We start from the raw sequence: 25,902 nt of genomic DNA on the forward strand, positions 1-25,902 counted from the left end.
GTTCTAAATTGTGGCTTTCAGCTTCGTTAGGTACTGATCAAGCCTGGCCAGTTCTTCATCGTTTAGGTTTCGTCCGATCGAAAAGAGAAAGTCGCTAATATTGATTTTCAGGTTGGTGCTTTTCCAGTAAAACTTATCAAGCAGCACCTTCGTGAGGTCATTCTTTTGTTTATGTAAAAAAGGTGCCTGTTTGATCATCACCAGATCATAGCCCCGGACGTATAATAGCCCAGCGTAAGGCGGACATTCATCCTTTGAAATCATACCTTCGGGAACGGCGTAGTAGAATTTGTTCGGTAGTTTGTCTGCAGGAGTGCAAAACCATACTACAGACGATTCGCCATTCCGCGGCGATCTACCTTCGGGATAGCCCTTCCATGGATGAGTGCGTTCAACGATTGCCGGTTTCAAGTGATTACAGAACAGATTGTGTTTACCAGTTTTGCACTTGAAATCATTTCGAAAGTCTCCACGGCTCACCTTGATCTCTACTTCAATGGCATACCCGGATTTCGAAACGCAGAAGAAATCACTTTCCCAGCCGTACACAAATGAGTTAAACAATCGGTAGTTGTAATCACCAAAATGGGAATTTAACAGCCGTTGTATTGATTGTTCTGTCATAACCTTGATAACGGATCGGTTATATGTCGGGACCTAAAATTGTTCTTCGAGGCTTCCGGCACCTTCCTTGCCGATCAGGTCCATTTCTTCATCTACGTCGGTAACAAACGGGTTGAGTTTAACAGCGGTGCGCTGGCTCATTATTGGTTTGCCGCCAGCCGCCACAGAAAGGATCTCGATCTCTTCTTTCTCGTTATTTGGGGTGAACAAGCCGAATTTTGGAATGATACTCATACTTAATGCTTTCTTGGTGGCCGGGTTTATCTTCGATAATGCGACCTTCAAGAAATTGATGCGACGCTGAATGCACTCACCAAAAACATCGTCCTGCTTGTCGGCTGCCTTCAGGTGAGCATCCATGAACAATAGCTTTATGGCAACTCCAGACAGCTGACCCAGCCCTTTCATTTCCTTGAAGGTGATATTGGGCGTTTGCGTGACTGTATAAATAATGTCGAACAGCGTTTCGATCTCCAGCTTAATTGATTCCGGGGCAGATTCCCAAGTGAGATATTTAATATCTGCCTCTTTTTCGCCGGTAATGATCTTACCCTGCTCGCCTTTGGAAGCGAAGCCGGTTATGGTGCCCTTCGCGAAAATCATCGGTGATCCGAAATAATCATTGGTATCCGCAAAGTTAGAAAGCAGTGTCTCGAGGCGCTCGATAGCACGCTGCACGTCAGCCCATTCAGCGGCTTCCTGGGAGTAGTATATAACCGGGATCTTTCCGATCGGGTTAGCTATCTCACCGTTTTCCACGACCTTCCACTCACCTGATGTCTGGGAAGTGTAATAGATTTTGTCATCAGTGTATAGGTCAAAACGCTGTGCGGTTCTGCCTTCGACCTTTACCTCATATCCGCGCCCAAAAGCGACAAGGTTACCCATCATGTCGAAAACCGGATAAAGTTTATCCCCCTTTTTCGGGCTAAGTACGGATATGCGCATCCGGTACCTTTCGACACCTTTAATCCCCCAATATTCTAATGGATCGACCTCGTCGACGTACCATATCTCGGCGCATTCGGTATATGCCATCATATGCTTTGCCAGAAATTTTGATTTGAAGTTCAGTTTATTGTCCTCCCAGGTTTTCTCAAGCATTGCTAAGAGGGTTTTCTGGTCCTCATCCGCCGGCAGACATTGCAGTTCGATAGGTGCTCCCACAAGAAAAGAGGCCGCGCGGTTTACGATCAGCTTTTGCAATGCAACGGTAATCCGGTTCACTTCCTCCAGCATGGTGATGTCGTCCTTTTTTACCTTCTTTTTCGGGCGTGCCTGTTCATCGGTGACCTTATGCCGTTCCGGCTCGTACTGTTTAATCACCTCTTCGCATCTGTTATCTTGCTTCTGTAGGATGATCTTTTGGATGGCCGTACCTATACCGGCTGCAATGCTGTTTTGTAATTCCTGTCTTTCCATTACCGTAATGCTGATAGTGCTGAGATTCCTGCTTGTGTGATTTTCTTGCCCGGGTAAAAAGTAGTCGATAGGGAGTCGAATTTATCCGGTGAACGACCGATCCTTTTCTTGATCTCGTCCTTTTCCTCGATTTGTATTTTTCCGTTCGATCTGAATTTGTACCTGGTTGTACTTAGCTCCTGGGTGAGCTCGTCATCGGGAGGAAGTGCTGCGTTTTGTTTATTGGCCGGATTGAGCCAATCGCGTACGCACCACATCATGTATGCCCTCATATTCAGAAACTCGTAAACGTTCGTTACATCCTTCAATCCATCAGCGCCTTCTGAGCCCTTCACCGAGTGTGCATTTTCAAACTCTAATTCCTTTAGCCGCGAGTAGACGCCGGCACCTTCGCCAATTGTATCGATGAATGATTTGGTTTTTGGATCTCGGGTCAAGTTTGCAGTGCGACCAGAAATTTCCATGTGGTTAGCTTCACCACCGCTGAACATCTGTTCAAATTTTGTGACCACATTGCCGTATCGGTGGCAATAAACTGTGCTGTCTCGGCCCATGCCGGCAACGTCTACGCCCAACTTGAGCGGTTCCTGAATCTTGAACTTGTTCTCCTGCCATTCTTTCCAGCGGTTATTGGCAAGGAAGATCCACTCGATAGGAATTAAAGTGTCCTCGGAAACTTTAGGAAACATGCCTAGAATTTTAACCCGGAAAAGGTCATTCGGGCGCCATAGTTCTCCTTCCCATTCAAAGTCTCCCTCACCCTCGTTGAACTCGTTGCCGGCGATCCGACTACACCAGGTATGAACCTTATCGTTGACCCATTCCCAATCGACCTGGCCAGTGATCAGTAACTTCTTCGCCTTAACGTTCGGGGCGGTCATGCTGTTCAGCCGTATCTTGGTGAAACGGGATGATCTTTGTGATTCGGCAGCGTAACCGATCGAAATATTGGGATTAAATATAATGAGCAGCCGGGAATTGCCTTGTAAGTTACCTTCGATCGCGTGGAAAATACGATCCGGTATACCCGTTGCTTCCGTGATCACGAACATCGTATTCGCGGCGTGAAATCCGGTCCAAGCCTCGTCGTTATGCTCATCAGCCTTGAACCCGGTTAGAAACCACTCGGTATAAGGTGTCCTGATATCATATCCAGTCAATCTGCCCGGCAGGCAGCCTGCTCGGTTGAACATTCTGGAGATTTCCGGCAGCATTACGTTCTTAACCTGGCGATCGGTAGGAGCGGTGAGAGCCACCTTGGTATTTCTGTAAAGATCTCCTGCCTCATTCCATTGTGGTGTGAGGTACATGAAGCACATCGCGCATGCAGCTGCAACATAGTCCTTCCCGCGGGCGGTGCCGCTGGACACTGAGACCATCGGGTTCATTTGAACGGCCCTCACAACTTCTTCTTGTTCAGGGTCGAGGTTGATACGAAGTACTTCCTGGCAAAACAACGGCCAGCCCTTATCGGGATCAGCGGACCGGTAGTCCAGGATCTTGTTCACGCCTTTTTCAACCAGATGCCGGTTCATGTATTATAACAGGGATTTGATATAATTATTGATCGCCTTCTTGGCGCTTTCTCCTTGCTTGAGATCCTGAATATTATGCTTCTCGATCCATGGTTCGAACAGTACTCCGGAGACAACGTCATACTGCATGTTTGTCTTTAGCACGAAGTAATGACGAACGTCCTTTTCTAAATCGTCGGCGAATTGCTGGTTCCAGGAAATACCCTTCCCTTGACAGATTATCCTATCAATCACCTGCGTTTTGCAGAAATAAAGCAGCTGTGAGGGCTGTAGAGTCTCAACCTCTATCGGCACCAGCTTAGGCTTGTTCTTTAAAAATTTCATTTTGCAGCTTTCAGTATCTCGAGAAATGTGTTGTCGGTAACTTCTACCTTCTGGATCATCACGCCGTCGAGCTGCGCCATGGAATCCAGGATTTTGTTAATGGTTCGGGCCCCTTGAGGCGTTTTCTTCATATCAGGATCCATATCGCGAATGAGCTTCCGTTTGCTCGATATGTAGAACGCTTTCTTTTGCTCGAGGGTGATATCGTTGTCCTTCACGAATACCTTCAGGGATTCGGCGTAGTACCTGGCCGCCTGCCGGCTGGTAATCGCCCAATCTGTGACGGCCCGGTGTATGATGTACGACCAAGTTTGTCCCTCCATGATCCATTCCTGGACTTGGCGGAGCCTTTTTTCTACCTCAAGAGCTGATGACCGTGCCATATTCTATTTTTTTGGTCCCATCTCAAGGTTCTCCCACATTCTGCCTTGATCGCTGCTGATCATGCGATAAGTCCTAACGGTGGCAAACGTAATAATGCTCACCTTCACATCGTTCATCCCGTAATCGATTTCGCTGATGCGTTTGTTGGCATATTCCTGGATGGCAGAAGGTGAGCAATTGACGAGCTCACGTGTGTTGACGTATTCGCTGATATAACCCATGACCATCGATCCCAATGTGATCTCCGGATGAAACATGGTGTTATAGAGCTTCTCCACATCGCCAATGCTGTAGGATACTGCCGATTGAATCGTGATTGTTTTGCCATCAGTGGTCGACATATCCTGGACCGGCATATTTATCATGCGTGACCTGGTTGTTTGGATGTAAACGGAGTCGAGAAACGGGATCCTGAAGTAGAAGCCGGCGCCAAGTAATCTGGTGTTTTTTCCAGCCCTTATGAAAATGGCTTGTTCCCACGGCATAACGAGAAACCACCAGCTAAATAACCTGTTCAAAAATGCTGCTACTGAGTTGAGAATTTCCATTATTGCTTGTTTTGAATCTGATCACAAATCGATGAATACGTTTCATTCACCAGGTCTGAAAAGGATTTGTAGGCGACCATGTGAACTTTGACATTTCCGAACATCCTGGAAACACAGGATTTCGGGGAGCATAGCACTTTTGAGAGCTCCAACCTCAGTCCTTTCTTGATATATTGGCTTCGTAATATCAGCGACTCTGGGTCGTACACTTTCACCGCGACCGCCATGAAGATCATCTTATCCCCACGGCAGTACTGGTAAATCATCGGCAACTTGGTTAGATCCTCGCTGATAGGTTGCAGCCGCTCAATGCGATTTTGCAGCATCGTGGCCAGTTCAGGATTTTCAATACTAAGCAGCCTACCGATCTTGGTAAACTTTGCTGGACTCATTCGGGGGACTAAAATACAAAAAATAACGTCCATCACCGAATGGTGATATTTTATGTCACGCGTTGTCACAGTTTTCTGAAATATTTGTGACATAATGAGCGTTTTCCACACCCTCGGCTAGTGAAGCAATATGACAGTTTCTGATCATTACCATCGTTTCATCGGTCATCATCTGCTGAGGCGTCCGCCTGATCACCGTCCATCCCAGCAGCGCGGCTGCGTTGTACTTCTCCATATCCGCGACATAACCAGCGCCGCGGGTGTGCCTGCCGCCGGACCATACGCCGCCTTCCTGCTCGATCGCTAACTTAATCTCTTCGTTGGCATAGTCGAATCGCCACTGCCGTTTTTCATCGAAACGAAATTCCATTACGAGGTGAACGCCGGCTGACTGTCGCACGAGCATGCAAAATGGATCCTGTTTGTCCGAATGTTTTTTGGCCGGGCCGCGCTTCTTCTTCTTCGGTTTCTCCTGATGGATGTTCATGGCAGCAGCTTGCGCCGGCGTGTAAATTACGTCGCCTTTCTGAATCCACCCCCGGTCAGTGCATGATTTGATGAGCGCTGCGGCTTCTTTCGGTCTCACTTACTTAATTCAAAAGGTCTTTAATCGTTACCTCAAGTCCAATCAGTTCGCTGTAAAAGTCGTTCAAGGCTTCCTTTTTACCAGCTACCCTGGCTTTTACTGCGCTGTCGGAATTGTTGAGCTTGTTGTCTTCGATCGTCTTGAGTAGGGAAGTTTTCATGTCAGTTGGCTCGCAAGTCCTGGCATTAATCTTCTTGATCCCTATCGCAAAATAGTGGTCAGTTTTGCCGGCGAGAAATTTCAAGAATTCCGGAACCTTCAGCGTTTTTTCGAGGGCATTATACGCAGAATTTCCGAAGTCTTCGTAGTAGCCTTTCCTTGAAAACTCTTCGAATGACGCAATCACTGAAGTTTTTGCTAGTTCCAATTTTTTGGCTTCGTCCGGCTCGACCGATGGATCAGATCGTTGCTGCTGGCCCTGTGAGGGACTTTCTTTTTTCAGATCGCCGGGCTTTTGAAATTCTGCATCGGTGGTTATCCATTTTTCGGCAGCTTTTTGCCATGACGTCATTTTTGTATTGCTTTTACCAACGACCCAGTTTACGCTGCCATACCTCCCCACGAATTTTTCGGCTTCCGTTTTACATTTTTTCAACGACCAGGATGTATCTGGTATTTTCTCTTTAAAAAATTCAAAAACGTGGGCGGGGGCGGGGGGAACGAAAGTGACTCCCTCCCTCTCTTTTCTTCTCTTTTCTTCTCCTTTCTTTTCTTCTCCTCTCCTTTGTGGCACTTCTTCCCGGGAACTATCTGTATTTTCCCGGGAATTATCGCTTTCTTCCCGGGAAGAATCATTTTTTAATGAAATGTAGGCGATTCGATCACCATTTTTTACAAAATCGATCACCCAATATTCCTTAAAAAGCTTCAGCATGTAACCCTTTTTTATGAGCTCTTTTTTTGCCTCGAGATAGTTTTCCTGTACCCGATCGTTGGTCAAAACGCCGAACATATCAAACACGGTCTTATCAAAAAGATTACGCCTGACACACCCTTTGATCACTTCATCCACCAATGACACCGGCTTTTTGCAGACATCAGAGGCAAACAAGATCATGTTATCCCTGTCGGTTGTATCGAAAAAATATCCCTTATCCCTGGCAATTTCGCACAGCAGGCACTGATAAATCCAGTAGCCATGGCTGTCGAATTCAGTGACTAAAAGCTTCACCTTTTTATTGCTTACGTGGTCACTATCCATGGGGTAGTACCTTATTCCGGCATCTGCTTTCCTGGCCATATTACGCTGATTGTAATGTTTAACTTTAAAATTTACTCCGCTTTATACCGAGTTTAAAAGCCCTGAATTTGACGGTACTTGGACCTCTTCCGATGCGTCGCCCTATTTCTGTAGGGCTTAGGTATTTCCAATTATTTATTATGACCTGGTCTTCTTCAAAACCTACCCTGGAACCTTTCTCCCGGGGTTTCATTAAATTGTCTCGGATAGCTGCGGTCATGTCTGGCTCAAAATCAGCCACTCTATCAGGCGTGTAAAGACCCTTTGCCATCAGTCTTTTCCGAGCAGCGTTAAACTCGAAGGAGTCGAACCATTCAAATGATTCGCAAATTATCATGTCGATCAGATTCTGGCGGCCGCCGGCAATGAGGATGATATTCTCCAACCAAGGAATTTTCTGTTTGGAAGTATCTACATTGTCGCTACGCTCAATTGAAGTCTGGATCAAATCCATAGTGCTTGGCATTACATCTCCTTTGTCTAAAATCAATCCCCGAAATTTATGATCGGTTGAATAGATCCATCTGCATAAACTGTATCCATAAGCACGTCACCGGTAGGTTCAGTGCCATCCCACTTGTTTGGCCAAACATTCTGCTTCCAGCAGTTCTGGATAAAGTCCTGCTCTTCCTGATTTAACAACGTAACCGTTGGCTTCCCTTGAATAATAGCTTCACGGTTAATTTCTTCCTGTATGGCCATGATGGCATTGTAAGCGTAGCGTCTTGCTTCCATTGTAAGAGGGCCAAGTCGCTGCTTATTTTTATCTGTAGTTGTGTCCTTTCCAGTCTTCCTGAGCCTGTTCTGCGGAAGTCTCATTTCTCGCCATATCGGTTTCAACCGCTTCAACGGCGACAGGTATGCCCATGTTGGACGTTTTACTAAATTATCCAATGCCGTGTCCTTTGATGCTAGTGGACATGCTATGCAACCAGTGCGAGCATTGATTTCTTCCGCTTCATCCCCACCGTAAGCGTCTGCCACCATAGCGGTTGAAAAGTCACCGTATTCTGGCAGCGGCGCCCAGTGTTTTAACCATTCCCAGACATGGCAAACTCGCCAATGAAGGATAGGCGCCAGTGTGTCACAAAGTGCCTCCGGCATCGTTTCCTGGTACCATCCTTGGCCGCACTCGGCTCCGTCTTTACCACAGCTCATCATAATTCGTTGGTCACGAATAGCACTTTCTCCTTGTCGAACGCCCGTGAGCATGAGCACTTTCTCGCCACGGTCTCTAAATAGCCGTTCTAACTCCATCCTCATCGGATCGATTTTGATCTGACGCGTACACCAACGGAAAGTATTGTTGTTCGGTGGTGGAACCCCACGGCCGAGGATGTAGGTCATGAACCTTTTTTCCAATGGGGCCATTACAGTCCTCACTTCGATAAACAACTCACGAAGCTCTTCCATGATTTCTTGAGCCGCGAAGAATAGAGGCGTAAGTTCTAGCCGAGTGTCGGCATACATTACGGTAAGTGTCTGCGGTGCCGGTATACGTCCAGATTTAATTAGCCAAACGATCAACGTAACAAGAGTTGTGCTATCCTTTCCGCCGGACCAGGCCATACACCAGTGTTTGTAACGCGGGCCATACGCGAGAATTGATTGGATAGTCAGCTCTATACTGTCGTTCATTTGTAGCCGCGGCGATCCTTCAAATAAATTAGTTTGTGTCGCCTTCATGTTCGATGTGTTTCTTTTCAATCATTAGTAATTTTTGTTCTCTCTCTCGACCTCTCAGATCTAATTTTACACGACACCATTCGGGAAAGACCGGTGTACAGTGCTTTACGAACGTGCCACATCTTCCTCGGTGCTGGTGATAGGTATCCTTCAGTGTAACCCGGTCACCTGGTTTGAATTCAACTGTTTCCATTATGCGAGACTTTCTACTAAACGTTCAACTAGCCACTCCATCGCCGGTGGCGTCACGGCGCCGCCGTTATACTTCTCGGCGACATTCCGTATTCCCTGGCTGCTGCCGCCGGCCCCGCAGAATAAGTCCGTGAATGTTATATGGGAACTCTTCATGCTTTACCTCCTTTCAATGCCTCTAGAATGGCGCCTGTTTTTTCCGGTAAGGGGTTGTCTCCTGTAGCGGGTCCTTTTATCCGGTAGTTTTTTACATTGAGGTATTCCGACGCGATTAGTTCTGTATCAAACCATTTAAATACCATCCTCGAAACGCGGGCTATCGTGCGCTTGCCAGTCTCAGTACGCGCCATAAGATAGACAGCCGATCCATTTGATGCCATCCAATGCTCAATCCAAATTGCGCCTAATTTGTCGATAGCTATTATTCCGTTCACCCAATCGATGGTTTGTTTTTTGTCGTAACGTATCATACAGCAGCCTCCATTTCTTCCAGATCGAACAGCGTCGGTATATTTTGCTTTAATTCCGCAGCTTTCAGATATGACGCCCCATCAAGGAAGTAAACAGGGTTCAATTCTATTCCGTACCCTTTTCGACCTTTCATAATGGCCCGCAGCGGGACGGTACCGAGCCCACCGAAATAATCCAGCACGATATCACCTGGATTACTCATCTGTTCAATTACTCGATCGGCGATATCGAACTGCATAGGGCAAACGTGATTCTCCCGGCCATTGCTCCATTGTGAGCCGTTAAGAGTAAGCATTCGTGTAATGTCCGTCCATACGTCGGGGTGCCAGCTTTGCGGCTGAAGCAACATAAATCCCGGCGGCAGCTTGCCTGCGGCTTCAACTGTCTCAGCGATCTTTACCACCTGCTCGAAATTCCACACTTCATTTAATGAGTGAGTTTTGAACAGCTTGAAAATAGCATCGGATTCTAGCCGGGTTACTTCTTCCGGATTAAGCAGTCGATCCCCACAGCTCCGCGTGAAACCGTGTGCATCCATCTGCCAACGGGCACGTGAATAGCCGTTGTTGCTATATTGGCCGGTGGACTTATCGTACATCCTTTTTTCTTTCACGACAGGTATATCGGAGTATGCGTTCGAGTTATCGCTCGGCGGCTTTCTGAACAGGAGTAAGTATTCGGGCATTCCTACACCCATTTTTGACCCATCCTTACATTGCTCGGTCCAACCGAGTCGGTAAGTTTGTGAGTTCTCCCTTACTACATCTGTAACAATGGTTTTCATGCCGATATATGCGAATCCGTGCTTAGTAAAATGGTTGAAGACATTGATATGAACCGGGTTTACAGTCTGGAAACCTAAACCATTAATGCCGCCAGGAACGATCCGGTCTTTGATATGGATGGCACAAATGCGCCCCGGAATTAGGGTTCTGAATAGTTCAGGTGTGGAATAGTCCATTTGCCGCCAAAATTCTTCCGAGTTCTCGGAGTGGCCGTAGTCAGCATAGTTCGGCGAATACTCGTATTGCATTTCAAAAGGAATGGAGGAAAGCGCCAGTCCGATGGTGTTGCTGGCTATGCGCGGCAATTCTTTAACGTTGTCGTTTTGCACCCAGGTATAGTTTTCACCCTTAACCTCTATCCGTTCAACTCCCATTTTTCGGGTAAGCAGCTGCGCCATGGCGGCAGTCGATAACCCATATTTTTTGATGATGTCTGTCATTTTTTTAACCATTACATTGTGTTGAGCCCACTTTCTTTCCAGCTGCTTCCTGATCTGCCTTTCGGCCTCCGTATAGATGATGTCTACCCGCACTGTGCCCTTCTGGCCGAAACGTAAAAGCCTGTGAAGCGATTGAATGAAGTCATTGAATTTGAAACCGATGCCTGAATAAATCGCCCAGGAACAATGGCGTTGCAAATTGGTGCCCGAACCAAGCATTGAAGGTTTACCCGCCAATTGGGCAAGATGACCGTTGGAAAAATCGTTTACTATTTCTTCGCGGAGGTCAAGGTCTTGCTTACCGAAAACTGAGCGGCATTCAGGAAACAAGCGTTCGATCATTCGCCGCTCATCTTCGAGGTCATGCCAAAGAACAACGTGATCATTAGGCCGCTCATCGGCTATTGCCTTCATTTTGAGTGCGCGCGGTAAAAGGCTAATCCTCTTTTCCTTCGCGGATCCTTCTAACCCGATCGCCGTTTCAGCGAATGCCTTAAACTGACCATTACGCTCGGCACCTGCCTTCGTGTGATCGCTTGCAATCTCATGCCACCGGACATCTAATGGCGGCAGAATGTACCCCTCATCATCGGCAGGATTGCCGGTAAGATCCGATGGGTTCGAAACGAATAACGCCCACGATGCTACCCACAACCAGAACTCTTCCTCTTTGTGCTTATAGATAGTAAGGTTGTCGGCTTTAGTGCTATCCCGCTTGAAGAACCTGGTCTTTGCTTGGCTGACATCCATGATACCCAGGAAGTCAGCATAGGCCAGGAGCTCGATATAGTCATTCGGGGATGGAGTCGCGGTTGCGACAAACCGGTATGGTACGCATTCAGTTCCCCGCCGGTTTCCGTTGGGACCGGCATCCCCGGTGAACAGGCGCATGAACTCTCGAAAAGTCTTTGAGCCGCCGAGGCCCCGGAGGATAGATGCCTCGTCAAGTGAAGCGACGTTAAACAGGCGAGGATCCAATTTACCGTCCCGAACAGTTTCGTAGTTGGTGAGATAAATACCGGTTTCGCCGGCTTCCTCAATCCGTCGAATGAACCGCGGCGCCTCGGCCCAGCCCAAAAGATTGACGGCATCCTTCCGGAATTCCTGCCTGACACCGAGCGGGGCGATGATCAACCCTCGACCACCGGTCCTGGTTAAAGTGATGCGAACCGTTTCCAATTGGGTCACCGTTTTATGGAGGCCAAAAGCAGCGAAGCATGCCCGGCGTCCACCCTCCACCATCCATTTTACCATGATTCGGTTATGCGTCTTCAATGCAGGATTTATTTCATGGTCGTCTATCTCGAAGCCATTACTTTGAGCGAGGCGTACCTTGCTCTCTAAAAACGAGTGATAGTCCATGCTATTTCTGGTTAAAAAGAGTCATCATGTTGTCTATGAATGACACATCCGTCTCATCTTCGGCTCCGGTGATGGTCATTGCCATTTCCCGTTTGCTTTCGATCAGTTTATAGTTCCATTCGTCAATCGTGTCTTTGCCGAGGAAGTAAGTGCACATCACGTTTTTGTGCTGACCGGTACGGTACAACCTATCCTCAGCCTGATCCATTACAGCAGCGTGCCAGCCGAACTCCAGGAAGCAAACATCCGTTGCCACATTCTGCAGGCCATCGATACCGACGCCGGCCGCCTTAAGGTTACAGACGATAACATTGATGTTCGGATCATTTTGGAACCGATCGACAGATGCCTGCTTCTGCAGGGAGTTCTCCTGCCCAGTGATTCTTACTGATTTCGGAAAACGTTCCTGGACGTGCTGGACGACGTCATTGAGGTACGCGAAGACTACTATCTTTTGCCCCTGGCTAATGATATCCTCGATGAACTCAAAAGCGTCAGCCAGCTTCCCGCGGGCGGAGATGTTTTTAAGGATCCCGATCCTCACCATCACCTCGCTACGCATGGACCGTTGGATCTGCTGATCGGTCGCTTCCTTATACTGCTTCATATAGCTTCCGAGATCATTGAAAGCGTGATTGTATTCTTTGCGGGCATCCCGGGAGAGATCACAAATAATAATCTGCCGCGACTTGTCCGGTAGATGCTTTTTGATCTCCGGATCGGATTTGTTTCGCCGGTAATATCCGATCAGGTTGAGCTTGTAATTCAGCTCCTTAAGGTTTGATGCTTGCTTTGGGCCCGCGCAATATCGCTCGACAAATCCGTTTACCCCTCCAAAGTCCTGCAACCGGTTCACCACAGTCAGCTGGCTGGCCAGGTCGATCGGCTTATTTACAACTGCGGTACCAGTAAGACCGAACACAAACTCCTTGCCTTTAGTAATTCCCCGGGTGAATTTATAGGCCTGCGTTCTGGAGTCCTTCAGCTTGTGGATCTCGTCGCAGATCACCCCCCGGAAGAATTCGACATACTTTTTGACGAATGAAATATCACTGATCTTGAAGCGGCCGTTCTTATCCTTCTTAATGTCCTGAACAAAATATTTCTTTAAGCTTTCATAATTCACGATGAATACCTGGGCGGCGCCGACGCGGTAGTATTCAGGGAAACTGTTCTTTATTGAATCCTGGAGGACAATCCCTTTCAGATGGGAAAACTTGATGAGCTCCCTCTTCCAGTTCTCTTTAACAGATGACGGGCAAATTATCAGCAGCGGAAATGCGTTGAGCGCGATCGCGGTCGCAATCGACTGAAAGGTTTTGCCAAGCCCCATATCGTCGCCGTTGATAAAGCATTTCTTTTCGATCCCATACGCGACGCCGCGTGCCTGGTAGGGGCGGAGCTCCATTTTCAGGGGAATGTTTACCCGCAGTTCCGGCATTTCGGGGATTACAAAATGCTGATTGGGGTTTTCCACTGGCCGTTTCCCCATTTCAAAACCGTAGACACGAGCGAATCGTTCAACTTCTACCTTGTGATGAGCCGGAACCGACCATACCTTTTCAGCATACCATCGGTCGGGCAAATTCTTAACCGCGGCCAGCAGCCGGGGAATCGGTTTATAAAGAGTGATTTTATAAACGTTGCCGATCTGTTCAATTGCTCCGTTGATCATGAGTTATCCCCCTTCAGATCTGGCAGCTGGCCTGAGTAATCCCATAAGCTCAAAGCTCCCTTTGTGTATATCGGATCAGCGAACTCCTGCGCGTTGATACACCTCCATGCATACCTGCCTTCGCTGTAATCTCCGAATGCCCTTTCGCGCCCATTGATGCTAACCACAACATCCTCTGTTCTGTGAACGTCAGTAACGTTGACGGCACCGACGATGCAGCCCAGCGGAAGCTTGCCAGGATCGCCGACAAACAAATTGAAAGGGTATATTTTGCAGAGTTCAAGATCAGCTTTCGAGATCTGCTTCGATGCATGGATAAGTAGCGGGCCGCGGTGCTTGGTCGCCCAGGATCTGGTTTCTAATTTCTTGTAGCCCCTGGCCATTAGAGTGGCCCAAGGCTGCCGTAATGTGATTGTTTTCATGTTGGTTCTTATAGTTTGATGTGTATGACCTACATAACCTTTCGGTTATATCGCGGAGCAAAATTTTAACCTAATTCTCGTTGCGCCTGTGCCCAGGCCTCTTGTATTTGTTGGAACTTTTCAGCATCTCCGCCAACGCTCGGGTGGTGTTTCTTTGCCAGGGAGCGGTAGCTCAACCTCACAGTAAACAGATCGTCGATAGCTGACACGTTGAGCACTTGTCTCCAGGATGATGCGGAGGCAGATTCCGGAAGTGCCTTGTACCCGGTATAAACGTCATGGTTCTGGCCGACTCCCCAACGCTCGATACCTCTCAGCGCATTTATGTGAGCAGCAATAGCTCCGATGTTATCGGCCACACGATTCCACTTGTCGCAGGGGAGACAGTAATTGTTCCCATCCAGGATGAAATAGACTGCTACACCGGGATCCTCTGGCTCCGCCATGCCGGATGATGGGCGCCCTTTCTTAGATGGTGGAACATTGCACGAAATGATAACGCTTTCCGGCGGAACCCGGTAATCGCAGCCGACGCGTGTATAAGCGTCGAGCTCTTTGAGTAGTCGATCAGTCGCGGAGGCTACTGTCAGCGATACCTTTTGGTCATAGCCGTTTCTGGTAGTCGACTTTTTACCGAATGACGCGCGTGATCTATTGTCTTTTAAAGTACGTGGCTTATTACCTGGCCAACACAATGGAAATGCTTGAATCATGATATATTTAGTTATGTGTAACGGGAAATTGTTTCCACTCTTTACCATCCAGAGTCGCGCCAGCAGCTTTTTTGCCGACCTTTATCATGTATTGACCTAAGTAATCGTGGCCATCCATAATGGATGTAGTAAACGAGTCAGAATGGTTACTGGCAGTAGGTACAATGCCATCTGCAGCTGGATGAAATTCAGAAACCCATTCCCCCCATTGCTTGAAGAAGAACGGTACACCAGCCCCCGCACACTGGTCGCGTAGTAACCGGATCCAATCAGGATGTGCTGGCCTTGCATGATGACCGCTTTCACCGCCAGCAATGATCCAATCAGGAGAATCTGCCCACCTGGAACCTACCTTTAACGCGTATTTGTTTTCATCAAACTCATACAGACCGAAAACGGTCGAGAGATCTACCGGACCTAGCAGAGGTTCGCATGATAGAAATCTGACACTGGCCGGAACACGCGAAAGATGTTTGATACGTTCGTCCGCAGCTTTTTGATTCTCTACGCTGGTGCCTATCCAAACGTTATCTGGGAATTTCGACATCCAGTTTGTTCCAGACCTGAGTAACGTAACAATATTCTCCGGACGCTTAGTCAGCAGCTGCCAAATTAGGTTCGGGGTATTTTCAATAACCCTAAAGAGCCTGGTTAAATGTGGTAGCGTATCAGGATGCCCTTCAAAAACGTCCGCCATCGAAGCGCAGAATACCTTGGCCTTTACGCCGGCTTTCCTCGCCTTTTCGTCCCATAATAAAGGCTGGAGCCAGTATTTATTGCTCATCGCTTTTCTCTGACTACCAGGTCCCCAATGGCCACCGTTCCACCGACGATCAAGAGTTTCCGCATAGCAGTTTTTGCAACCGTCGGAGACCTTGATGCACCCCCACCATGGGTTGAAGGTATGATCCGTCCATTCAATATGGCTATGCTCCATTTGATCCTCCCTTGCCATACAGGTCAGTAGTAGTTAAGGTGGCCATGTCGAAGCCTACCGTGTTGGAAATCACGATTAACGAGGCCAGCTGCGGGGTTGCCCGCGCTTCTTCGTACGATCCATAGGTCGGTCTAGATACCCCGAGCTGGTCAGCAAACTGCTGCTGTGTAAGCTTTTTGGCCATCCTGATCCCTCTAAGGTTCTTGGCAAAGATTTGCCTTATGCGATGATCATTAAACATTACTCTTCCGGTTTAATTGTGATCAATCGTTCCAACACCTTGACGTGGCTAAACTTGCCTGCGATCTCCTTGCTGAAGAATTTTCCGACGGAATCCGCAGCATGAATGCTGATCAGTTTATGCTCATCCACGTCCGAATAGATGTACGATGACCCGTTCTTAAATTGGACGAAAAGTTGTTTGGCGCCCATTTTGGTGCCGAAATAGTCCACATTGCTGGATGGTTTCTGGCCGATTTTAAAGTCGGTTACCCTGGCATCAATGATCACCTCCCTGTCATTGATGGTTGCTGTCTTTATTTCTGTGTTTTCCATAATTTCTTAAATAACCCCCGGCCATTTACACCGGGGGATTGCACATCTGCTGTCTATAGGCGAGCACTACCCGTTTTTGTTGATATACCGAACATAGAGCGGGCTGCTGTTCGATACCATAACCAGTGCTTTGTTCGCCCTCTGTGGTTATGTGGCAAGGGCAGGATTCGAACCTGCAGGTGTACGGAGTGCGCCTCTTTAGCAAAACCTTGCCGATTGTGCTCCGTACCGGAACTTCCACGTGCGCTTGTTCCCGCACTTCCCGCGTCTGTATCTGCAATCCTTGACTTTTCAGTTCTTAAGAGCCTTGATACTTACCAATTTCGCCACCTTGCCATGTGCCGGTATGTGATCACCGGCCGGACCGCCTTTCAAACCAATTCTGCTATGTCTCTTACCAGCGCTGAACAGTTTCGCATCTTGACATCGAAATAAAACCGTCGGGCCATGTCAATTAGCATTGGTTTGCCTCACACTTCTCGGCATTGAAGTGTTCAACTCAGCGCTACCCTTTCCCCGTCTGCCCGGAGTGCGAACCGGGCGCTGCTACATCACCTATGATGAGCGTATTATGTGTGTGTGCACTTTTAATCCTGGTTAATAAGGATCGTCTTCGTCCTGATCTGTATCCGAAAGCTGGTCATAGATATCGAGCTGCGCGCTCGGAGCAATCTTGCCCCTGAAGTACGCAGCGGCTTCATCCTGGCAGTGCCCAATGATGTGAGCGAGCTCCACCGAGTATTCATACTGGTTGGTAGAATCTTCGTATTTCTCGAAGGGCGTCACCAGGTTTTGAGTTTTCCCCCGCTTGTTAATTTTGTAGCCGGTAAGTGTGACCCCCTCGGCTTCGCCTTCCCCACCGATCGTGAACCCGGTAACGAATATCTTCTCAAGTGCGGTCTCGCTGTCGAGCAGTTCTTCCGGCGACAACCCGACGGCCTCCGGCAGTTCTGAAAGAATAGCAAGGTGTGGTCGAAGCAAAGCAACAGCGGCGAACAGTGCAGGGTGCGCGATGTTTTTGCCAGGCATGCTGATCGGTTGGATGATTTGCACAGGATCGCCGGTTTCGTCGTCGGTGATGATAAAGGACCGCTCAAGTTCAAGATCTGCTGTCACTTTCTTCATCTTCACCTTCGTAACCTTTATTTCTTCGGGGCGTTCTCCGGATGCAGCTGCTTTCAATTTCTCCTGGAGCTGCTCAGGGCTGATTGTGATTACTCTTTTCATATTTATGCTACTAGTTTTATTCCATCAAAAAGTGTCCAGTACTTGAAAGCAAGCTCTTGGTACTGTGATTTACCGAGCTCATAAAGATCTCTCGCCTTGGTGCCGAGCGGTGCGTTGCGATCAAGCCCGATCTTGAAGACCTTGTAGTTTTTCTTACTTATCCCGATAAGCACGTCCTTATCAGTGCCTTCAATGTCCATATACCAGGCTCTGCTCCTGAAGTAGTTGAAATGATGGCAGGCTGCTTCGAACTGCTTCTCAGTTTCGGAAACCGTTGACTTAATATCGCCACCCATCTTCCAAGGCCTAACCAGTAGGTCCCATTTGCAACGGACACCCGCCGAGAAAATGAATTCGAAACCGGCATGCTCAATGGGCCATTCATAACGTGTAGATACCGCTTGAAATGAGGCGGCGCCGGCAAGCATCTTGCAAAGCTGATCCTTAAAGAAAGATCTCTTCATGATTGCCGCCCTGGCGAAATCATCATCGTTGTATTGGTAGGCACTTCCGGCGACCGTATGATTGTAGTAGTTCACTTTCTCCGGTTCGGTGATCATGTAGTCCAACAAAGTCCCAAAAGCATATGCATGGGTAGGATCACGATCTTCACTTCCGTAAAGCAATTTCTCCAATGCTGTAAGGTCGCTGTGTGAAACCTCTGGGCGGCTGTAGTACGGATCCATTTTATTTGCCGGCTACGCCTTTAAGAATTTCAAGAACCTGATCATTATCCGAGTAAAAGAATTGAGCGTAGTGGGGCAGGACAGCGCTTCCTGCAATCCTCGTGTCGTGTTTACTTTCAATTTCCTTCGCAATCGGATTGAGCACGCATGCCCATCCCGCTAAGCAGTGCGAGGTACCACAATGCCATGACTCCATCTTTAAACTACCCGGACGGGATAGGACGGCATTTGCGATTTCTTTAATAAGTACTTCCTCATCAACAGGGACGACAATCCCGAGATTTGCCCGTAAACGTTCCCAGGCGCGGTTCTTAAGATCGCCATCCGGGCAGTATTCCATGATGTAGGTCAGCTGCTCGTTCGTCGGGTTCTTCGTGGCCAGCAGTTCCCCGGCGCGGTTCTTAAGGTCGCCATCCGGGCACCAGCGAATGATGTAGGTCAGCTGCTCGTTCGTCGGGTTCTTCGTGGCCAGCAGTTCCCAGGCGCGGTTCTTAAGGTCGCCATCCGGGCACCAGCGAATGATGTAGGTCAGCTGCTCGTTCGTCGGGTTCTTCGTGGCCAGCAGTTCCCAGGCGCGGTTGCGCTCGGAAGCATTATCGTCGTACTTAATTACATCAACTAACTCGCGGTTAGTCATTTCAGAGATACTTCTTAAAGTCATTATCTTAATTTTTTAAGCCAAAAAGGCGGTTTGCGTCTCGGTCAGCGGTCCCCTGAATGGTAATCTTGCCCGAGTTGAATGCGTTAATTATTGTCCCGGTTGACAGCCGGTACTGGTGTCCATGATCGATCGCTTTTTCGATCGTGATCAGGTAGCCGTTATCTTCAAGCCTTGCTTTGATAGCGGTTTTTAGGATTTCAAACTCGTCCATTAGATCACGTATGCTAAGATCGATTCGCCGGTTTTATCGTTGACACCGGTAGCGAAATGATACCGGAGGCAGTTCCACTGATCTTCAGTTACTTCGATAGTGGTAGGCGGATATCCTTTATTAGGAATCTCAGGCTTAAAGGTTAAGATGTGATTGCCATCCACAACCTTGTGGTGTATTTCAAAATTAGTCCCCATGATTATGCCTCCTTTTTAGCTACAGCCTTGAAATCATCTTCGTAGACCAAGTTTACACTTTCGACCTTCTCACCGGTTTTGTGGGCGTGCTTTTCGCAGAATGCCTTCATTTGGTTCAAGGTCTTTTTGCCGAACTCTTCTACCGGCAGTTTTTGACCTTCTTTCTCGAAGTAGAAAAGGAAGATGGCGCCCCAACCGGCAGAGTTATGAACAAGTATTTTGTATCCCTGGCGAACCTGTGCGGTATTTTCCTCGCGAACCTCAGCCATCTCGGCAGCGGCTTCGAAAAGGGTATTTGTAATGCCGATGCTCTCGTTCAACTTAATCTGCTCGTCCGATTTGGCTTTCTCAGCGGCGGCCTGATCTAACTGCGCCTGCTTCTGTGCAGCTTCTCTTTCCTGTTGCTGTTGAAGCAGTGTCGCTTTTGTGTCGGCATCGGCCTTTGCTATAGATTCCAGCTCGGTTTTCTTTGACGGTATCTCAGCAATGAGCTGCTCACGGAGATGCTCCATGTTCTCGAGGAAGTTCGCTGCAAGCTCGTCGAAAATTGTGGTTCTTACGCCATTGATCAGGCTGGCCAGCTCAATTTTATCATGGTAGACGGCGTTTACAGTAACAGAGAGCTCATTAAATTTATCTCGTGGATATACCGTCTTGATGCCGGTAATCACCTTTTTAACGTCCTCAATGTTCTCAAGGGTGGCCTTGCTTAATTTGCCGGTGTAAAACGTTCTGAACTCGTTCAGCTTTCCGAGATAAGCGCCCCGGAACTGTCGCTCGATCTCGGCAGAAAGCGTGACCCTTTCCTTTTCCTTGTTCTGCTTTTTCTGGATTTCAGCCTGGCGTTGCTTTTCTGCGTCGGCACATTCTTTTGCCCACGCATCGCGGTACTTTTGAGCCCGGGCATAAAAGCTGTCCGCTTTCTTTGGATCAAGCGGCGCCTCTAGCGCGGTGAAGGCTTTAACAACCTGGTTGGCCATTTGGGTAATGGGTGCGCGGCGCTTGGTCATTACTTCGACTGCCTGTTTAGCATTTACCTGCCATTTATTGAGCTCTTTATCCAGTTCGGCGTTCATGCCTTCGGCCTCGATCGTATCTAAGAGGCCGGTAATTTTGTTGCTGGCGGCGATCGACAAGGTCTCGTTCTTTTGAAGGATCGCGCCTGCGCCAGCCATAATGGAGGTAATTTCCTCCACCCTGATGACTGATGTTTGTGTTTCTGCAGTTGACATTGGTTCTTATTTTAGTTGGTTCTGTTAATTGAAGTTTGGCTCGTCTTCATCATCTGCGATGGTCAACACTTCCTCCTCCTGTGATAACTCAGCTTTTAGAGCAGCGTCAAAATCATCAGCGGGAACTTCCTCATGGGTGATATCGGTTGTTGTCGCGTTGGCGGAGTATTGATCGGGGTCGATGCCGTAGTCGGCAGCGCCTGGAACGATCACTTCCTCAGGCTCCACTTCGGAGAACTTCCCGACGGCCACTTTCGGGTAAGTTCGAAAGGCGTGTTTAATGGTTTTGGCCGCGAGAAATCCGGGATCGATCTGACCGCCGTTTGAGGTGTAAAGAGCATTAGACTTATCACTATTAGCGTTCCCGCGATTATTGCGGTTAGAATACCCTTTCAACCTGGTGATATCCTCCTCGGTCATTACGAAGAAATCCGCTGTGCCATCAGCCCTCACAAGCCTGATAAAAGACGCGATGATCCGCTTGGAAGTCCGGGGGATCACTGCCTCGTGATCGACAGTTTTGCCCTGGGCTGTGGTGCGAACACTGAACTTGTCACCTTCGTATACAATGACAGGACTGTCGGCGTACTTGATTTGACCGGAGCGAAGGCGCATCTTAAGTTCACCGTATGGCGAGATTGAAAGTTGGGCTCTCTTTTCGTATATGTCCTGCCCGTTTTCAGAGCCGATCTTAAATGATCGGTGAGTGATGTAGCAGTCCGGTTTGCTGCCTTGTTCCAGGCTCAGCCCATTTACGTTGATATCCAGGAACGCGCCATAGAGCGATAGGGGAGAGCAGTCCCGCAATTCCGGCTTTTCAGCCATCATTTTTTTGTAGTTAAACACCTGCAGGTGATACTCCTGATCTCCACGTTGAGATCCGGTAAATTGATTGTGAAGGGAGATAAACCGATCTTTTACGAAGTCGATTTCAACCAGCTCAAGTGGGTTTGCCTGTTTGAGCACGGCCATTACATTTTGTGTTGTTGCTGACATGGTTTTTATATGTTAAAAATTAATGATAGGATCATTCCCAATGCGGCCACTCCGGCGACGACAAGCGTCACGATCATGTCCAGTTTCTCTTTTCGTCGCTGCCGCGCCAGTGGGCATTTTGCCCAGTCTTTTTCATCGAATACCATAGTGAGTTGATAAAATTTTAAGTGAGCATTCGAGCGTCTGTTGCTGTCCTTCCTGGTGGCAGATACCGCCCGGACGCACGGTGTTGATAGTTGGGCAGGTCGTGTGTGATAACCGCTGGCCCTTGGCGGTCAATGCTGTGAACAATTTGAGTTCGAGAGCATTCATTTTCTTCTGGATCATACCGGTACCTCCGTTTCTCTTTTAAAATCCGCTTCCATGGCGGCTGCCAGTTTGAAAAAGCCATGCAGCTTTGCGGTTTGAATCCAAGCGTATGCGTCTGTATCAAGGATTGCCCTGTCAAACTGCCGCCGGATAAATGACCTTTGGTTATTGAGAATGGCCGCCCGGTGATCATCAAGTTTCATCGGTAGATTGGCCCGAACATCGAATCCTGTTACGAAAAGGATCATACCAACACCTCCTTCACTTCTGCTTCCTCGAGCTCTTTAATTGTCAACGCTTCAATAATCTCAGCCAGGATCCATTCGCTCCGCCATACCGAGGCAGCCATTTCAGTGGCAACTTCGTTAGGGTTTTCGTTTCTCCAGTTGATGAATCCGTACTGATCGAACCATGACGAATATGATTCAAGGTTCTCCATGATGTGTTCTTTCACCTCCGACCGGTCAAGATCGATCTCATACCGCCTGTCGCTCTGGTTAAAGTTCACCCGCACAAACTGGTAGGTTCCTTTAGAGAGGAAGGCCTTGCTGGTGATTTGATTAATTGTTACTTTTGACATGGTTCTTATTTTAACTGTTAATAGCAGTTGATTTAGAGGAGGCGTCTGTTAGAGCAGCCGCCTTTTTTTGTGCCCTGATCTTTCTATTATGGGTCTCGATGAATGTTTTTTTGAGGGTAGCCAGGTAAACGGGATCCTTATGAAACGGTAGGGCAGGAGCGGGCGCCGGTGCTTCCACCCTTTCCACTTCCCGTTTTACCGGACCTGTTTTGTGAACTACCTGCAGCATGTTTTAATACTTTCCCGGGTTGGTTAACACTTTGTACTGGATCTTAATCGCTCTTTTTCTGGCCGACTTTAGCACGAATTCCAGCAGTCGCATTTGGATCAATAGCGAGTTCAGCGACTCGGAGATGTTTACTTCAGTTGTCATTGCTTTCCTCCTTGTCTTCCAGCCGGGTAACCCGTAGTAGATCACCATCATGCCCCTTCTCCTTGCTGGTTTTGTATTGGCGATCCGGGAACTTAAGCTTGATCCTGGTTGAGATCAGGGGGCTTATGGTCGGCATCTTATCATAGTCAGCTGTGAAGCTCTCGCCAACCTCGAGTGCAGAGATGTAGTGGGTCCAGGTTGGGCTCTTCTTTACGTCAATAATCTGATTCATATAATTCCTCTTTTTGAAGCCGAAATGGCGAGTTGAATTTTATTGTTGAGGCCGGTCGACCGGCGCATGTTCTGCCAATGGCTAAGGACAGTCTCCCGCGAGATAAACAGTCGTTCGGCGATCTCCTTATCGGTCAGATGCACCAAGCGGAGGATGTCAATTTCACGTTTCGAGAAAGCGAAGAACTCGTGGTTAGTAGATCCGTCTAAGGCGATATCAGGAATACCATCAATCCTGCCGAACACCAGGTAGATGTACTTCTTCACAAAATCACTGAAATCAACCTTCTCTCTCCGTACCGCGGCCACCAGGTGCGGATTCGTTTCCATGTGCTGCATGATTATTTCACGCATCCACATTGGAAAGGCGGCATACTCGATCGTTCTCCCATCATGAATGCAGTACACCTCCATGTTGTGACCAAAGAATTCGACGCTTTTGTCGACAAGTCCAGGGATCAGGTTAGGCAGGGTCATCGTTTATTTCGCGGATTGTTTTAGGTGCCGAACTACGTTGCCCGGCACCTAAAAACCCCGCCCCGAGAAGACGGGAGCGGGGCGGGGTTTAATTAGCTTTTTTTAATTGTGAAAGGGCGAATAATAAGTACACTCGACCGGCCAAGGCAGCATACCTAAATCTCCACCGTGACCATGCGGGTACTCCTGCCGCTCTCTGGCATCCCTGCATGACTGACACCTGCAAAAAATTAAACATGGGTGATGCAGTTGGTAATTACTGTATGTACTTTCATATGTACAGTAATGACCATAGCCGCCAGGATCACTCTCAGCAGGTGGATTCATCACCTTGTTACCCGGCTGCTTGCTGGCTTCGATCTTCACATCTTCTTTTTTTACCACGGTATCTTTTTTGCACGCTACACCTAGTGTAATTGCAATGGCGATAAACCAGATTAATAACTTTTTCATTCAATGGCTTAAGCGCGAGCCCCTAGGAGTGTCGCGCTGTTTTAGTAGTTAATTGGGATTGTTTGCAGTTTCTTTTTACCTTTATTTTGTTGTGCAATACAAATGTAATGTGTCTTGACAGTCTTATCAAGACATTGTTAATATTATTTTTTATATACTTGGAAATCAGCGGAATAATTTTAAAACGTGCCTTGTCTTTGGCCGGGCTTACTCAGCAAGAAGCAGCGGATAGGTTGGGAATATCGCGACAGACGCTGAACTCCTGGTGCCAAAAGGGTTTACTTAGCCAGGAAATTGTTGATAATATCAAGTCAAAACTTAATATCGTCTTGACAGTACAAGAGATGACTATTGTAAAAGAAGCACCACGCCTAGAAGCTGAGCCACTTCATTTAGCAGCCGATCCAAGAGATATGGATAATGATGGTAGTAGATTTTCTGATTTAGGTGATGGTACTTTGCTTATGAGGGTGCCAATCATTCCGCACAAAGCGCAGGCTGGTTATCTATTGGGTTTCCAGGATCCTGAATACTTCGAAGATTTTGATATCTTACCGTTGAACGTTTATAAGCGGCACGCCGGTACATACTTAGCCTTTGAAGTGAAAGGCGATAGCATGGTTACATACGATCCCGAGCTAGCACGAAAGAGTATTTACCCAGGACAGCTGGCTATCGGGCGGGATTTATCACGGTCGAAGTGGGTTTACAAATTGCATATTCACGAAAATGATGCTTGGATAATAATCCACAAAACAAAGGGGATTTTGATCAAAGAAATCATTGCCCATGACGTTAAGAAAGCGACCATCACAATACATTCTTTAAACCCAGAATACCCTGACCAGGAGTTGCATTTGAACGATATCGAGCAAATTTTTGACGTTGTGCAAGTGGTAGATATGCGGCGAAAGTCGAGGTGAATTTTAATCGGACTCGTACAAATTATACTGACTTGCGGATAATAATTCATAACACCGAGAGTATCTTAATTAAGATGGTTGTAGATCACGTGGTTGAGGATGGGAAAAAAACGATTTTCTCCCAAAACCCATTATACCCAGTTGAGGAATTGCAACTCGATGATCTAGCTCAGATCTTCTCGGTTTAAAATTTGTTCAGGATGCTAGGTGAAGCTAGATATGTTAAATTAAATTAAATTAAGATATGAAAACAATTATACTACTAATTATTCTTTTGCCGTTGACAGGATTCGGACAAATTCAACCTAAAAAATCGCCTGCTAAGCGCACTCCACTTGAAGTAAATACACCTTCTCTACAAGATGCTGTTTCTTTCATCGATATTACGGCGACTGTAAATAAAATATCAGGAATGGCATTAGACCTTGGTGTGGAAGGAGTGAAAAAAATGCATCCTGAGGTCTTGTTGCAATTTATCGACACATTAGTGGCTAATGATAAAAATGTTGCATTTAGACGTCTAGCTGCTAAATACAAGCCGCAGATTAAGGAGATATACAAAGACTTGAAATCTTTCGGTGAATCTGATGGAAGCTTCATTTATACAGAAGAAGATCCAATCCCATTCAAGTTTCTTAACGCCGGCGGATTAGCATTTTGCCAACATGGAGTGTTTTCAAAAAATACCTATAACACACTGAAGCTAGACGCAAATCAACGAGCAAAGTCCGTAGCTGAAGAGATAATCCTTCCCGGATTGTTTAAGTTCAGACCTGTTCTGGCAATGACCGGCGTTTATAATCTCGTATTCATAGTGTCCTACCAGGTTAAAGATTTCTCTTCATCCAGTTCGGTAGGTAAGGATTATGAAACATTGGCGATCGTGATTTCAAAGGAAACTCTTAAGAATTATATTGATGCCAAAACCACTGATGGGCAAGTGTTCAAATTAGCCAGTTGGTACAACGTTACAAAAAGTTCCGGCGGCAATGTTAAGAAGGTAATACTAAATTAACCTAAGGACGTAACAAGGTCCCCGATTGAAAATACGAG

At 47.5% G+C, this 25,902-nt stretch carries 33 protein-coding genes; 2 read left to right on the top strand and 31 right to left on the bottom strand.

Annotation, left to right across the window (positions count from 1 at the left end):
- Window positions 1-3 precede the first annotated feature (3 nt).
- From GS398_RS16180 to GS398_RS16330, 31 genes are all read right to left on the bottom strand, one after another.
- Window positions 4-624: a hypothetical protein gene (locus GS398_RS16180; RefSeq protein WP_160907816.1), complete on the bottom strand. Its 621-nt coding sequence runs from the start codon at window positions 622-624 to the stop codon at window positions 4-6.
- A 33-nt stretch (window positions 625-657) separates the two neighbouring features.
- On the bottom strand, window positions 658-2,046 hold the full coding sequence (locus tag GS398_RS16185; RefSeq protein ID WP_160907817.1) for a phage portal protein: 1,389 nt from the start codon (window positions 2,044-2,046) through the stop codon (window positions 658-660).
- A complete protein-coding gene (locus GS398_RS16190; RefSeq protein WP_202406090.1) occupies window positions 2,046-3,581 on the bottom strand; it encodes a hypothetical protein in 1,536 nt (511 codons plus the stop codon). The genes GS398_RS16185 and GS398_RS16190 overlap by 1 nt, the downstream gene beginning before the upstream one ends.
- A 320-nt stretch (window positions 3,582-3,901) precedes the next feature.
- Window positions 3,902-4,288: a hypothetical protein gene (locus GS398_RS16195; protein ID WP_160907818.1), complete on the bottom strand. Its 387-nt coding sequence runs from the start codon at window positions 4,286-4,288 to the stop codon at window positions 3,902-3,904.
- Window positions 4,289-4,291: 3 nt separating this feature from the next.
- On the bottom strand, window positions 4,292-4,837 hold the full coding sequence (locus tag GS398_RS16200) for an SPFH domain-containing protein (protein WP_160907819.1): 546 nt from the start codon (window positions 4,835-4,837) through the stop codon (window positions 4,292-4,294).
- Entirely contained in the window at window positions 4,837-5,229 is a 393-nt protein-coding gene (locus GS398_RS16205) for a hypothetical protein (RefSeq protein ID WP_160907820.1), read from the bottom strand. Before GS398_RS16205 ends, GS398_RS16200 begins: the two co-directional genes overlap by 1 nt.
- A 55-nt stretch (window positions 5,230-5,284) precedes the next feature.
- Complete coding sequence (locus GS398_RS22325; protein WP_202406091.1) at window positions 5,285-5,815, bottom strand: putative endonuclease domain-containing protein; 531 nt, start codon at window positions 5,813-5,815, stop codon at window positions 5,285-5,287.
- A 4-nt stretch (window positions 5,816-5,819) separates the two neighbouring features.
- Window positions 5,820-7,055 carry a DUF4373 domain-containing protein gene (locus tag GS398_RS16215; protein ID WP_160907821.1) on the bottom strand — a complete coding sequence of 412 codons (1,236 nt, stop codon included), beginning with the start codon at window positions 7,053-7,055 and terminating at the stop codon, window positions 5,820-5,822.
- Window positions 7,056-7,080: 25 nt separating this feature from the next.
- Entirely contained in the window at window positions 7,081-7,509 is a 429-nt protein-coding gene (locus tag GS398_RS16220) for a hypothetical protein (RefSeq protein ID WP_160907822.1), read from the bottom strand.
- Between the two features lie 32 nt (window positions 7,510-7,541).
- On the bottom strand, window positions 7,542-8,741 hold the full coding sequence (locus GS398_RS16225) for a phosphoadenosine phosphosulfate reductase domain-containing protein (RefSeq protein ID WP_160907823.1): 1,200 nt from the start codon (window positions 8,739-8,741) through the stop codon (window positions 7,542-7,544).
- Window positions 8,742-9,085: 344 nt separating this feature from the next.
- The gene (locus GS398_RS16230; protein ID WP_160907824.1) at window positions 9,086-9,403 is read right to left on the bottom strand and encodes a hypothetical protein; all 318 of its coding nucleotides are present in this window, start codon (window positions 9,401-9,403) and stop codon (window positions 9,086-9,088) included.
- On the bottom strand, window positions 9,400-11,991 hold the full coding sequence (locus GS398_RS16235) for a DNA methyltransferase (RefSeq protein WP_160907825.1): 2,592 nt from the start codon (window positions 11,989-11,991) through the stop codon (window positions 9,400-9,402). The genes GS398_RS16230 and GS398_RS16235 overlap by 4 nt, the downstream gene beginning before the upstream one ends.
- Window position 11,992: 1 nt before the next feature.
- Complete coding sequence (locus tag GS398_RS16240) at window positions 11,993-13,666, bottom strand: DEAD/DEAH box helicase (protein WP_160907826.1); 1,674 nt, start codon at window positions 13,664-13,666, stop codon at window positions 11,993-11,995.
- Window positions 13,663-14,088, bottom strand: a complete 426-nt coding sequence (locus tag GS398_RS16245; protein ID WP_160907827.1) for an ASCH domain-containing protein — start codon at window positions 14,086-14,088, stop codon at window positions 13,663-13,665. The genes GS398_RS16240 and GS398_RS16245 overlap by 4 nt, the downstream gene beginning before the upstream one ends.
- Window positions 14,089-14,153: 65 nt before the next feature.
- Window positions 14,154-14,801 (bottom strand): J domain-containing protein, encoded by a 648-nt coding sequence (locus GS398_RS16250; RefSeq protein WP_202406092.1) that lies wholly within the window; start codon window positions 14,799-14,801, stop codon window positions 14,154-14,156.
- A 7-nt stretch (window positions 14,802-14,808) separates the two neighbouring features.
- Window positions 14,809-15,756: a phage Gp37/Gp68 family protein gene (locus tag GS398_RS16255; protein WP_202406093.1), complete on the bottom strand. Its 948-nt coding sequence runs from the start codon at window positions 15,754-15,756 to the stop codon at window positions 14,809-14,811.
- The gene (locus tag GS398_RS16260) at window positions 15,728-15,979 is read right to left on the bottom strand and encodes a helix-turn-helix domain-containing protein (protein ID WP_160907828.1); all 252 of its coding nucleotides are present in this window, start codon (window positions 15,977-15,979) and stop codon (window positions 15,728-15,730) included. Before GS398_RS16260 ends, GS398_RS16255 begins: the two co-directional genes overlap by 29 nt.
- A complete protein-coding gene (locus GS398_RS16265) occupies window positions 15,979-16,293 on the bottom strand; it encodes a KTSC domain-containing protein (RefSeq protein ID WP_160907829.1) in 315 nt (104 codons plus the stop codon). Before GS398_RS16265 ends, GS398_RS16260 begins: the two co-directional genes overlap by 1 nt.
- Before the next feature lie 597 nt (window positions 16,294-16,890).
- Window positions 16,891-17,520: a hypothetical protein gene (locus tag GS398_RS16270; protein WP_160907830.1), complete on the bottom strand. Its 630-nt coding sequence runs from the start codon at window positions 17,518-17,520 to the stop codon at window positions 16,891-16,893.
- A gap of 2 nt (window positions 17,521-17,522) precedes the next feature.
- Window positions 17,523-18,080, bottom strand: a complete 558-nt coding sequence (locus GS398_RS16275; protein ID WP_237488217.1) for a hypothetical protein — start codon at window positions 18,078-18,080, stop codon at window positions 17,523-17,525.
- A gap of 127 nt (window positions 18,081-18,207) precedes the next feature.
- Entirely contained in the window at window positions 18,208-18,867 is a 660-nt protein-coding gene (locus tag GS398_RS16280) for a hypothetical protein (protein ID WP_160907832.1), read from the bottom strand.
- A gap of 4 nt (window positions 18,868-18,871) precedes the next feature.
- Window positions 18,872-19,078 carry a hypothetical protein gene (locus GS398_RS16285; RefSeq protein WP_160907833.1) on the bottom strand — a complete coding sequence of 69 codons (207 nt, stop codon included), beginning with the start codon at window positions 19,076-19,078 and terminating at the stop codon, window positions 18,872-18,874.
- On the bottom strand, window positions 19,078-19,275 hold the full coding sequence (locus tag GS398_RS16290; RefSeq protein WP_160907834.1) for a hypothetical protein: 198 nt from the start codon (window positions 19,273-19,275) through the stop codon (window positions 19,078-19,080). The genes GS398_RS16285 and GS398_RS16290 overlap by 1 nt, the downstream gene beginning before the upstream one ends.
- A gap of 2 nt (window positions 19,276-19,277) precedes the next feature.
- Complete coding sequence (locus GS398_RS16295; protein ID WP_160907835.1) at window positions 19,278-20,507, bottom strand: hypothetical protein; 1,230 nt, start codon at window positions 20,505-20,507, stop codon at window positions 19,278-19,280.
- Window positions 20,508-20,531: 24 nt separating this feature from the next.
- A complete protein-coding gene (locus GS398_RS16300; protein ID WP_160907836.1) occupies window positions 20,532-21,503 on the bottom strand; it encodes a recombinase RecT in 972 nt (323 codons plus the stop codon).
- A gap of 5 nt (window positions 21,504-21,508) precedes the next feature.
- Complete coding sequence (locus GS398_RS16305) at window positions 21,509-21,649, bottom strand: hypothetical protein (protein ID WP_160907837.1); 141 nt, start codon at window positions 21,647-21,649, stop codon at window positions 21,509-21,511.
- Window positions 21,650-22,056: 407 nt separating this feature from the next.
- Complete coding sequence (locus GS398_RS16310; protein ID WP_160907838.1) at window positions 22,057-22,392, bottom strand: hypothetical protein; 336 nt, start codon at window positions 22,390-22,392, stop codon at window positions 22,057-22,059.
- Window positions 22,393-22,624: 232 nt separating this feature from the next.
- Entirely contained in the window at window positions 22,625-22,765 is a 141-nt protein-coding gene (locus GS398_RS16315) for a hypothetical protein (RefSeq protein ID WP_160907839.1), read from the bottom strand.
- A complete protein-coding gene (locus GS398_RS16320; protein ID WP_160907840.1) occupies window positions 22,755-22,997 on the bottom strand; it encodes a hypothetical protein in 243 nt (80 codons plus the stop codon). Before GS398_RS16320 ends, GS398_RS16315 begins: the two co-directional genes overlap by 11 nt.
- Entirely contained in the window at window positions 22,994-23,473 is a 480-nt protein-coding gene (locus tag GS398_RS16325; protein WP_160907841.1) for a response regulator transcription factor, read from the bottom strand. The genes GS398_RS16320 and GS398_RS16325 overlap by 4 nt, the downstream gene beginning before the upstream one ends.
- Before the next feature lie 102 nt (window positions 23,474-23,575).
- Window positions 23,576-23,926 (bottom strand): hypothetical protein, encoded by a 351-nt coding sequence (locus GS398_RS16330; RefSeq protein WP_160907842.1) that lies wholly within the window; start codon window positions 23,924-23,926, stop codon window positions 23,576-23,578.
- Window positions 23,927-24,084: 158 nt separating this feature from the next.
- Here GS398_RS16330 and GS398_RS16335 point away from each other — a divergent pair, with 158 nt between their 5' ends.
- A complete protein-coding gene (locus GS398_RS16335; protein ID WP_160907843.1) occupies window positions 24,085-24,849 on the top strand; it encodes a LexA family transcriptional regulator in 765 nt (254 codons plus the stop codon).
- 244 nt (window positions 24,850-25,093) lie between these two features.
- A complete protein-coding gene (locus GS398_RS16340) occupies window positions 25,094-25,864 on the top strand; it encodes a hypothetical protein (RefSeq protein ID WP_160907844.1) in 771 nt (256 codons plus the stop codon).
- Window positions 25,865-25,902 lie beyond the last annotated feature (38 nt).

This window comes from Hufsiella ginkgonis, assembly GCF_009834915.1.
Lineage (GTDB): Bacteria > Bacteroidota > Bacteroidia > Sphingobacteriales > Sphingobacteriaceae > Hufsiella > Hufsiella ginkgonis.

Coding starts and splice junctions, on each gene's coding strand:
- GS398_RS16185 (WP_160907817.1), bottom strand. CDS start 2,046: ATGGAAAGACAGGAATTACAAAACAGCATTGCAGCCGGTATAGGTACG.
- GS398_RS16325 (WP_160907841.1), bottom strand. CDS start 23,473: ATGACCCTGCCTAACCTGATCCCTGGACTTGTCGACAAAAGCGTCGAA.
- GS398_RS16205 (WP_160907820.1), bottom strand. CDS start 5,229: ATGAGTCCAGCAAAGTTTACCAAGATCGGTAGGCTGCTTAGTATTGAA.
- GS398_RS16275 (WP_237488217.1), bottom strand. CDS start 18,080: ATGATCACCGAACCGGAGAAAGTGAACTACTACAATCATACGGTCGCC.
- GS398_RS16295 (WP_160907835.1), bottom strand. CDS start 20,507: ATGTCAACTGCAGAAACACAAACATCAGTCATCAGGGTGGAGGAAATT.
- GS398_RS16300 (WP_160907836.1), bottom strand. CDS start 21,503: ATGTCAGCAACAACACAAAATGTAATGGCCGTGCTCAAACAGGCAAAC.
- GS398_RS16245 (WP_160907827.1), bottom strand. CDS start 14,088: ATGAAAACAATCACATTACGGCAGCCTTGGGCCACTCTAATGGCCAGG.
- GS398_RS16255 (WP_202406093.1), bottom strand. CDS start 15,756: ATGGCAAGGGAGGATCAAATGGAGCATAGCCATATTGAATGGACGGAT.
- GS398_RS16225 (WP_160907823.1), bottom strand. CDS start 8,741: ATGAAGGCGACACAAACTAATTTATTTGAAGGATCGCCGCGGCTACAA.
- GS398_RS16200 (WP_160907819.1), bottom strand. CDS start 4,837: ATGGAAATTCTCAACTCAGTAGCAGCATTTTTGAACAGGTTATTTAGC.
- GS398_RS16315 (WP_160907839.1), bottom strand. CDS start 22,765: ATGACAACTGAAGTAAACATCTCCGAGTCGCTGAACTCGCTATTGATC.
- GS398_RS16270 (WP_160907830.1), bottom strand. CDS start 17,520: ATGAAAAGAGTAATCACAATCAGCCCTGAGCAGCTCCAGGAGAAATTG.
- GS398_RS16195 (WP_160907818.1), bottom strand. CDS start 4,288: ATGGCACGGTCATCAGCTCTTGAGGTAGAAAAAAGGCTCCGCCAAGTC.
- GS398_RS16180 (WP_160907816.1), bottom strand. CDS start 624: ATGACAGAACAATCAATACAACGGCTGTTAAATTCCCATTTTGGTGAT.
- GS398_RS16260 (WP_160907828.1), bottom strand. CDS start 15,979: ATGTTTAATGATCATCGCATAAGGCAAATCTTTGCCAAGAACCTTAGA.
- GS398_RS16230 (WP_160907824.1), bottom strand. CDS start 9,403: ATGATACGTTACGACAAAAAACAAACCATCGATTGGGTGAACGGAATA.
- GS398_RS16220 (WP_160907822.1), bottom strand. CDS start 7,509: ATGGATTTGATCCAGACTTCAATTGAGCGTAGCGACAATGTAGATACT.
- GS398_RS16305 (WP_160907837.1), bottom strand. CDS start 21,649: ATGGTATTCGATGAAAAAGACTGGGCAAAATGCCCACTGGCGCGGCAG.
- GS398_RS16330 (WP_160907842.1), bottom strand. CDS start 23,926: ATGAAAAAGTTATTAATCTGGTTTATCGCCATTGCAATTACACTAGGT.
- GS398_RS16250 (WP_202406092.1), bottom strand. CDS start 14,801: ATGATTCAAGCATTTCCATTGTGTTGGCCAGGTAATAAGCCACGTACT.
- GS398_RS16310 (WP_160907838.1), bottom strand. CDS start 22,392: ATGTCAAAAGTAACAATTAATCAAATCACCAGCAAGGCCTTCCTCTCT.
- GS398_RS16340 (WP_160907844.1), top strand. CDS start 25,094: ATGAAAACAATTATACTACTAATTATTCTTTTGCCGTTGACAGGATTC.
- GS398_RS16280 (WP_160907832.1), bottom strand. CDS start 18,867: ATGACTTTAAGAAGTATCTCTGAAATGACTAACCGCGAGTTAGTTGAT.
- GS398_RS16285 (WP_160907833.1), bottom strand. CDS start 19,078: ATGGACGAGTTTGAAATCCTAAAAACCGCTATCAAAGCAAGGCTTGAA.
- GS398_RS16215 (WP_160907821.1), bottom strand. CDS start 7,055: ATGGCCAGGAAAGCAGATGCCGGAATAAGGTACTACCCCATGGATAGT.
- GS398_RS16265 (WP_160907829.1), bottom strand. CDS start 16,293: ATGGAAAACACAGAAATAAAGACAGCAACCATCAATGACAGGGAGGTG.
- GS398_RS16190 (WP_202406090.1), bottom strand. CDS start 3,581: ATGAACCGGCATCTGGTTGAAAAAGGCGTGAACAAGATCCTGGACTAC.
- GS398_RS16320 (WP_160907840.1), bottom strand. CDS start 22,997: ATGAATCAGATTATTGACGTAAAGAAGAGCCCAACCTGGACCCACTAC.
- GS398_RS16240 (WP_160907826.1), bottom strand. CDS start 13,666: ATGATCAACGGAGCAATTGAACAGATCGGCAACGTTTATAAAATCACT.
- GS398_RS16290 (WP_160907834.1), bottom strand. CDS start 19,275: ATGGGGACTAATTTTGAAATACACCACAAGGTTGTGGATGGCAATCAC.
- GS398_RS16235 (WP_160907825.1), bottom strand. CDS start 11,991: ATGGACTATCACTCGTTTTTAGAGAGCAAGGTACGCCTCGCTCAAAGT.